Below are 7,863 nucleotides of genomic sequence, written 5' to 3'. Positions count from 1 at the left end.
TCTGTGGAGTTTGAGGAAATCTGCATTGCAAATAGTACCTTATCTCATAAGGAGTACTTGGATTGTAGAGAGTTAAATTTGTCTATAGAAGTGTTCCATAACTCTGGAATGTTTAAGGAGCTGCAAGGGCTTCTTTTGTATCTAGGAATTTCATGGTTTGAGCTGATATATCAATCATACAACAAGGTTAGAAAGCAGAGTCATGTGTTGAATGAACTGTATAACAAGTTTAGGGAAGCTAGCAGTTTCGGGTTGTGGGACACTCAAGACGAATTATTAGAAGCCTTTCATCAGGACCCAGAAAAAATAATTAATAATACTGATGGTACGAATGAAATGGTTATGGGTAAAGCATTGGCGGTATTCAATTATCAACAAGAACTCCATGAGTTGATTTATAGTGAAGCTAAATACTTGATTAAAAAGGTGAACAAGTGGTCCGATGTTTACGATGTCTATTTGGATGACTTGAAGCAAATCAGTTTAATGAAAAAGAATGATTTTCTAAGTATGGATAAGCAATATTCATTCGATACAAATTTCGATTTAAAAGGTATTCAGTCGCATGATTATTTAGTCGACCCTGATAGGTATTTTATGGAACGGAAAAACAGAATAGATATTCAGCATACACCGGGGCAATCTGATTTAATTCAAACCTATATTAAGCAATATGGTTGTGAAACGATTGAAGGAAAAGGGCGTATTTTAATGCGAGCTCCAATTCATGAATTGTACCGAACTGCTGTAACCCATCATGGAAGTTAAATAGAATCATGATAGATTTGAAAGTATTTAAAAATAAGAATGTATTGATTATCGGCAGCGCAAAGGGGTTTGGTAAAGAGTTGGCTTTTCAGCTTAACGAGGGAGGAGCAAATCTATTTTTACTCGATAAAGAGCCCCAAGAAGAAACTCTAGCTCGGGCAAAGTATTTTATCTTTGATGCAGAGAGTTCTACGCCCTGTTATGAGCAACTGGTCTCTGAGCTGGCAGGTGGCCTAGATGCGATGATTTACATTGTTCGTGGAAGAGGCGCAGGTGATGTAGAGTCCTTAACATCTGAGCAGTGGGATAGTGATATCAACCTCTCCTTAAAGTCAGCTTTTTTTCAGATTCAAAGCTTACTTCCAGCATTGAAAGAGAACTCATCTGAGGCAAGCATACTTTTAGTTTCTTCAATTTGTTCTAGTTTAGTTGGTTCAGAAAGTATTACCTACCACCTCGCAAAAGCAGGTATAGATCAGTTAACGCGCTACCTTGCAATTCATCTGGGGAAATATAATATTCGAGTGAATGCTGTTCAGCCCGGTTTTCTCGTTCATAACGAGCACAAAAGCCGGTTTTACGGAGAGGACAACCTGGAATATAGAGAGCTTGCCTGCGGTCTGCACCCCCTCCGAAAAATTGGCCATGATATTGATATAGCAAATCCTTGTTTGTTCCTTTTGTCTGAAGCATCTGCCTTTATTACGGGCCAAGTTCTATGTATTGATGGTGGGTTGACTGTTCAAGAACCTTGGAATCTAGTCTGGAACCTCAACCAAGTAGAGCAGACAAATGCTTGATAGCAATAGCTTCAAAGGACGTACGGCTTTGGTCTCAGGATCCACCAAAGGCATTGGTTTGGCTACAGCTGAGTACTTTGCAAAAAATGGTGCAAATGTTGTTATTTGTGCACGCTCTAAAGCGGAGGAAATTGCCCACGATTTTAAGCAACTAGGGTATGCTGCTATAGGTGTGTCTGCTGATTTGACGACTAAAGAAGGGGTTAGCTTAGTCATAGAAAAGGCAGTAAGCGGCTATGGAACGATTGATATTCTTGTTAATAATTGTGGTGGATTAGGGGGGGTAAGAACTGGTGAGTTTATGGACTTAACTGAACAGGACTGGTTGGACTGCTATAGCCTAAATGTATTAACCGCTGTGAATTTTTGTCAGTTGGCGATGGCCTATTTAAAGCAGAGTTCCTCTGCTCGTATCATAAACATATCTTCTGTAACCGCCATCCAGCCAGGAAGCTTTAATCCACATTATGCTTTCAATAAGGCTGGGCTGATCAATCTTTCTAAGTATCTATCGAATTATTTAGCTGACCATAATATAACCGTAAACTGTATATCTCCAGGTATGGTTGCTACGGAAGGCTGGGAGGAGTATATCCAGAATAAGGCGATAGAAGAGTGCCAAGCTCTTGAGTTAATTGCGCATCAAGAAAACGCGCGTGCCGTAGGTAACGTGCCTTTAAAACGCTTTGGAAGCGTTGGGGAAATCGCTGCGTTAGTCGGGTTTCTTGCTTCTGAAGAAGCTTCTTACATTACCGGGTCTAACTTTGTTATTGACGGCGGAAAGATAAAAACATGTTGATATTAACGTTATTACAATAGGGTTTATTGTGGAAATAGATTTGCTTGAGAACTATCCAAAAACTAAACGTGATTTAACTGGGCGCTTAGAGCATAAAGATGAAGCAGCCAGAGAGATTGCTCGTAAGTTTGGTAAAGAGTTTTTTGATGGTGATCGAAAGTATGGGTATGGCGGATTTAGCTATATGCCAAGGTTTTGGAAGCCTGTGATACCAACATTTAGACATCATTTTAGCTTAACTTCTAGTTCCTCTATTTTGGATGTTGGCTGTGCAAAAGGTTTTATGCTTTATGATTTGATGGAAGCGATTCCGGGTATTGAATTGCATGGAATAGATATTTCTGAATATGCAATTGAAAATGCAAAAGAGGAGGTTAAGCCTTACCTTTCTGTAGCAAATGCTCTTGAACTCCCTTTTGATACGAATAGTATGGATGTGGTTATTTCTATAAATACGATACATAACCTGTCAAAAGATGACTTGGCACAGTCTCTTACTGAAATACAAAGAGTCTCTAAAGGTAAATCATTTGTTACTGTAGATGCTTATAGAAACGATGAAGAAAAAGAACGTATGGAAGCATGGAACCTTACCGCCAAAACCATGATGCACGTTGATGAATGGAAGGCTTTCTTTAATGAAGTCGGCTACACCGGCGATTATTACTGGTTTATCCCATAATGACAAATAAACAAACTATTTCAGGTGCCACTTGTCAAGCTATTTTTGAGTCAATGTATTTGATTCGAGGAATAGAAGAAGGTATTGCGAGTCGATACGCTTCTGGAAAAATGCGTTGCCCCACCCATTTAAGTATTGGCCAGGAATGTGTGCCAGCTGTATTGAGTGTGTTATTAGATATGGATAATGACCAGGCCGTATCGACTCACCGGGCACACGCACATTATTTAGCAAAAGGGGGCGACCCTAAAAGGCTAATTGCTGAGTTGTATGGTAAATCAACAGGCTGTTCAGGTGGTTTTGGTGGCTCGATGCACTTGATTGATAGGAGTGTTGGCTTTATGGGAAGCACGGCCATTGTCGGTGGCACTATTCCTACAGGTGTAGGTTTGGCTTTAGCTAAATCAATTAAAAAAGAGCAGGGTGTTGTTGTTGTTTATCTCGGTGATGGTGCGATTGAAGAAGGTAGCTTTTATGAGTCAGCTAACTTTGCGGCAGTTAAGAAATTGCCAGTATTGTTCGTCTGTGAAAATAACCGATATTCTGTTTATTCCTCTTTGGAGTGCCGGCAGCCACTCGGTCGGAAGATTACTGACGTGGCGAATGGTATCGGTTTAAAGTCTTGGTGTGGTGATGGTAATGATCCACTTCAGTGCCATTCAATTTTATCAGAAGCATTGGCTTTAATTAGGTCTGGAGAAGGGCCAGCATTTGTTGAGCTTGAAACATATCGTTGGCGAGAGCATTGTGGCCCGAATTATGATGACCACTTAAATTACCGGGATGAAGCTGAAGTTCAATCCTGGCGAGAGAGGGACCCTGTTTTATCGCTCGAAAAGTTATTGCTTAAAGAGCACCTTATAACAGAAGAGTTAATTGAGGTACTTAAAAGTAATGTTATTAAGGTTGTTGAAGAGAGCTTTGATTTTGCAGAAAACTCTCCCTTCCCGAATCCCAAAAACAGTTCTCATGTTATGTACGCATAACCACTTTTCTTAAGAAGAATTATGAAAAATATCAAAGAAATAACCTTTGGAGAAGCTATTCTCGAGTCTAGCGATGACGCAATGTCTATGGATCAAAGTGTGATTTATTATGGGCTCGGTATTAATGATCCTACATGCATATTTGGTACGACAAAGGGTTTGGTTAGCAAGCATGGCAATCAACGTGTCTTTGATACCCCAACGTCTGAAAATAGTATGCTTGGTGTCGGCGTCGGGGCCGCTATAAATGGTTTGCGGCCTATTATGGTCAGTCAGCGTTTAGATTTTTTTTTATTGGCAATGGATCAGCTAGTAAACAATGCTGCTAAATGGCACTTTATGTTTGGTGGCCAATCTAAGGTGCCAATGGTTATTCGTTTAATTGTTGGGCGCGGTTGGGGGCAAGGACCAACACATAGTCAGAGCTTACAGTCTTGGTTTGCGCATATCCCGGGGCTTAAAGTTGTTATGCCTTCGACACCAGACGATGCATATAGACTAATGATGGCTAGTATTTTTGATGACAATCCGGTTGTATTTATTGAGCATCGTTGGTTACATCAACAAAAAGGCTTGGTAAACATGAGCAAGAATATTATAGAGCCTTTGGCAGGAAATACAGTTGTATTAAGCGGTGATGCAATCACAATTGTTGCTAGCTCCTACCTAGTTATAGAAGCAAAGATTGCTATTAGCTTTTTACGAAAGAATTATCGCATTGATTGTGAGTTAATAGATTTAAATATTATCGCTCCTATGGAAGTTAGTGCTATTCAGAACTCTGTGAAAAAAACGGGAAGGTTATTGGTTTTGGATAACGGGCATGAAACTTGCTCCATTGCATCAGAAGTAGTGAGTCGTGTCGTAAAGTCGTCGTTCTCGGATTTGAAACAGGCCCCCGAAATTATGGCTAAGCCAGATTATGCCGAGCCAACCAGTTATGCACTGACGAAAGAGTATTATATTGATGCTGAAGCTATCTCATTAAAGGTAGCGCAAATGCTAGGTGTTGACGTTGATAGCAAGTGTTTAAAGAAAAGCGGTCATCATGATGTGCCTGGTGATTGGTTTACAGGACCTTTTTAGGTAAAAGATGATGTTGAGTATGAAAATAAAAAAAGGCAACACCTAATGTCACGTTCAAAGGTTGTTGTCATTTTTTCGATTTCAAGCGATATCGGCTATGAGCTAGCTAAGTCTCGTTTAGAAAATGGGTGGAGGGTGTTGGGGACTTATCGAACACATTCGTCTCAGGTTGAAGATATTATATCCAAGGGAGGAGAGCTTGTCCGAGCTAATTTTGAATCCCGTGGCAGCCTGAGTTTAGCTTGTAAAGAAATTGTCGATAAATGCGCTCAGTGGGACGAGCTTATCGTTGCTCCGGGATCTCTTGAGCCTATAGGCTTATTTGAAAGTTGTGATTTCGAGTTATGGGCCGAATCGATAAATATTAACTTTATTAATCAACTCTATGTCATCCACCAAATGCTAGCCTCCCATAGAGTAAATGCTCTTGTTCTTTTGTTTGCTGGTGGTGGCACTAACGGTACTGCTGATCGATTTAGTGCCTACACAGTTAGTAAAATTTCCCTTATTAAAATGGCAGAGCTACTTGATTCAGAAATGCCGGATATTAGATTTTCTATTATAGGTCCTGGTTGGATAGATACTAAGATTCATAAAGAAACACTAAACGCTAAAGGGTTGGCTGGCGGTTCTTATGATGAGACGGTGAAAAGAATAAAGGATAGAAATTTTGGTTCGATTGATGAAGTAATTAGATGTATAGATTGGTTATCAGGTCAGCCTAAAGAATACGTTGGCGGGAGAAATTTTAGTGTTCAGCACGATGCATGGGGCTCAAGTAAGTTGAATGAAGTGCTTTTAAACGATAGTAATGCGGGCAAACTGAGGCGATTCGCTAATGATGATCTGAACTTTGGTGAGCACTCGTTTAAAGATTCTATAAATTAAAGATAAGACAAAAATTATGAATGACGCCACTAATATTAATGGTTATTTAGACTTTCTAGCCGCTTTACCTCAACATCATTCACCACAAAACTCTTTATATACCGAACTTAAAAAGACTGCTCATCAAGATCTCCATACCATCTTTGGAGAGTCTGGAAAGCAAGAGTTCGACCTTGATGGTGTTGGTAATATTAAAGTTCCCTACTTTAAAATGGGGGCGGTAGACTCGGTTAATCTGTTTGACTTGGATGAGCTTATTCTATTTTCGTTTTACAGATGCAATAAGCCTAAGTACCAAAATGTAATCGATATCGGTGCCAATATTGGAGTGCATTCAATAATACTAGCAAAGCTAGGGTGTCAGGTCACTTGCTATGAGCCTGACCCAGTCCACTTCGATCACCTGCAAGCAAATATAGAGCTAAATGGTGTTGAAACGTTAGTGACACCAATTAAAGCTGCAATATCAGATACCTCCGAAACAAGACAGTTTACCCGAATACTTGGAAATACCACCGGAAGTCACTTGACCGGAGCAAAGGAAAACCTTTATGGAGACCTTGAAGAGTTTGATGTTGCAGTTTTGGATATCAGGTCGATCCTTAAAGATGCTGACCTGATTAAACTCGATGCTGAAGGTGAAGAGGCTAGGATTCTACTTGCTACTGGGCACGATGATTGGGTGAGCACAGATGCGGTTGTTGAAGTTGGGAATAGTCACAATGCAGAATTAATTTTTGAGCATTTTCAAAGCATTGGCGTTTCCTTGTTTTCACAAAAAGAAAACTGGTTAGAAGTTAAGGAACTCTCAGATATGCCTGTTTCTTATAAAGAGGGCTCATTGTTTATCTCGACTAAACCTAAAATGCCTTGGGACTAACAATGAAATTATCGGATTATGTAGCAAGTTTTTTTGCAGAACTTGGAGTTCGGCATGCCTTTGTTGTTACTGGCGGTGCTTCTTTGCATCTCATTCATAGCATATATAACACGGAAAATATCGAACACATTTGTTGTCATCATGAACAGTCTGCAGCTATGTCTGCTGATGCTTATGCGCGCGTGACCAATGATATTGGGCTCGCTATCGCAACAAGCGGGCCAGGCGCAACCAATTTAATTACCGGAATATGCGGCTGTTTTTATGATTCCGTTCCTGCTGTATTTATAACAGGGCAAGTATCGACATTTCGTTTATCTGAAGACTCTGGCGTTAGACAAACCGGGTTTCAAGAAACACCAATCACTGAAATGTGTCGACCGGTTACCAAATACGTTAAACAAATTCGCAACCCCCATGATATAAAAAAAGAACTCCAAAAAGCTGTTTATATTGCGAAGTCTGGTAGACCTGGGCCTGTACTGATTGATATTCCCGATGATATTCAACGAACTGATATCCAGCCGGAACAGTTAGATGCTTTTTCCCCAGAGCTTGAATGCAAGACCTTATCTCCTCAGACATTAGGGGCAGTAAACGGCATTGTCAGTAAGTTAAAGACCAGTAAACGACCTGTTATTGTCGCTGGTTGGGGCCTTCACTTAGCAAAGTGTGAAGACCTTTTTTCTGAACTAGTCGATAAACTAGGTGTACCCGTAGTGCTAACATGGGGTGCTTCAGATATTTTAGCTGATAGTCACGCTCTGAAGGTGGGCACTTTCGGAACTCATGGTAGTCGTTATGCGAATTTTACGATACAGAATGCTGATTTTGTCTTAGCTTTAGGTACTCGTCTCGACACTAAAGCCACTGGTACTCCTGTAAATACTTTTGCAAGGCAGGCTTGGAAGGCTGTAGTGGATATTGATAAGAATGAGCTTGAAAAGTTTGAACGTAATGACCTGAAAATAGAT

9 protein-coding genes are annotated in these 7,863 nt (G+C 40.3%); all 9 read left to right on the top strand.

From position 1 onward, the window contains the following. A partial coding sequence (locus tag A3761_RS18500; RefSeq protein WP_231881256.1) for a hypothetical protein occupies positions 1–768 on the top strand: 768 nt, incomplete at its 5' end. An 8-nt stretch (positions 769–776) separates the two neighbouring features. Then, the gene (locus tag A3761_RS18495; RefSeq protein ID WP_068750653.1) at positions 777–1,568 is read left to right on the top strand and encodes an SDR family NAD(P)-dependent oxidoreductase; all 792 of its coding nucleotides are present in this window, start codon (positions 777–779) and stop codon (positions 1,566–1,568) included. Then, the gene (locus tag A3761_RS18490; protein ID WP_068739563.1) at positions 1,561–2,367 is read left to right on the top strand and encodes an SDR family oxidoreductase; all 807 of its coding nucleotides are present in this window, start codon (positions 1,561–1,563) and stop codon (positions 2,365–2,367) included. Before A3761_RS18495 ends, A3761_RS18490 begins: the two co-directional genes overlap by 8 nt. A gap of 28 nt (positions 2,368–2,395) precedes the next feature. Beyond that, complete coding sequence (locus A3761_RS18485; RefSeq protein ID WP_197469990.1) at positions 2,396–3,049, top strand: class I SAM-dependent methyltransferase; 654 nt, start codon at positions 2,396–2,398, stop codon at positions 3,047–3,049. Further along, positions 3,049–4,035: a thiamine pyrophosphate-dependent dehydrogenase E1 component subunit alpha gene (locus tag A3761_RS18480; protein WP_197469989.1), complete on the top strand. Its 987-nt coding sequence runs from the start codon at positions 3,049–3,051 to the stop codon at positions 4,033–4,035. The genes A3761_RS18485 and A3761_RS18480 overlap by 1 nt, the downstream gene beginning before the upstream one ends. Before the next feature lie 21 nt (positions 4,036–4,056). Continuing rightward, positions 4,057–5,121 carry an alpha-ketoacid dehydrogenase subunit beta gene (locus A3761_RS18475; protein ID WP_068739559.1) on the top strand — a complete coding sequence of 355 codons (1,065 nt, stop codon included), beginning with the start codon at positions 4,057–4,059 and terminating at the stop codon, positions 5,119–5,121. A 45-nt stretch (positions 5,122–5,166) separates the two neighbouring features. Continuing rightward, complete coding sequence (locus tag A3761_RS18470) at positions 5,167–6,009, top strand: SDR family oxidoreductase (protein WP_068739557.1); 843 nt, start codon at positions 5,167–5,169, stop codon at positions 6,007–6,009. Positions 6,010–6,025: 16 nt separating this feature from the next. Beyond that, entirely contained in the window at positions 6,026–6,889 is an 864-nt protein-coding gene (locus A3761_RS18465) for an FkbM family methyltransferase (RefSeq protein ID WP_068739555.1), read from the top strand. A gap of 2 nt (positions 6,890–6,891) precedes the next feature. After that, a partial coding sequence (locus A3761_RS18460; protein ID WP_197473110.1) for a thiamine pyrophosphate-binding protein occupies positions 6,892–7,863 on the top strand: 972 nt, incomplete at its 3' end.

This window comes from Oleiphilus sp. HI0123 (assembly GCF_001635315.1).
This window is presented reverse-complemented; position numbering and strand designations above follow the sequence as displayed.

What these genes read in the sequence shown, in the direction of transcription:
- A3761_RS18465 (WP_068739555.1), top strand. Translation starts at nt 6,026, where the DNA reads ATGAATGACGCCACTAATATTAATGGTTATTTAGACTTTCTAGCCGCT.
- A3761_RS18490 (WP_068739563.1), top strand. Translation starts at nt 1,561, where the DNA reads ATGCTTGATAGCAATAGCTTCAAAGGACGTACGGCTTTGGTCTCAGGA.
- A3761_RS18470 (WP_068739557.1), top strand. Translation starts at nt 5,167, where the DNA reads ATGTCACGTTCAAAGGTTGTTGTCATTTTTTCGATTTCAAGCGATATC.
- A3761_RS18495 (WP_068750653.1), top strand. Translation starts at nt 777, where the DNA reads ATGATAGATTTGAAAGTATTTAAAAATAAGAATGTATTGATTATCGGC.
- A3761_RS18475 (WP_068739559.1), top strand. Translation starts at nt 4,057, where the DNA reads ATGAAAAATATCAAAGAAATAACCTTTGGAGAAGCTATTCTCGAGTCT.
- A3761_RS18480 (WP_197469989.1), top strand. Translation starts at nt 3,049, where the DNA reads ATGACAAATAAACAAACTATTTCAGGTGCCACTTGTCAAGCTATTTTT.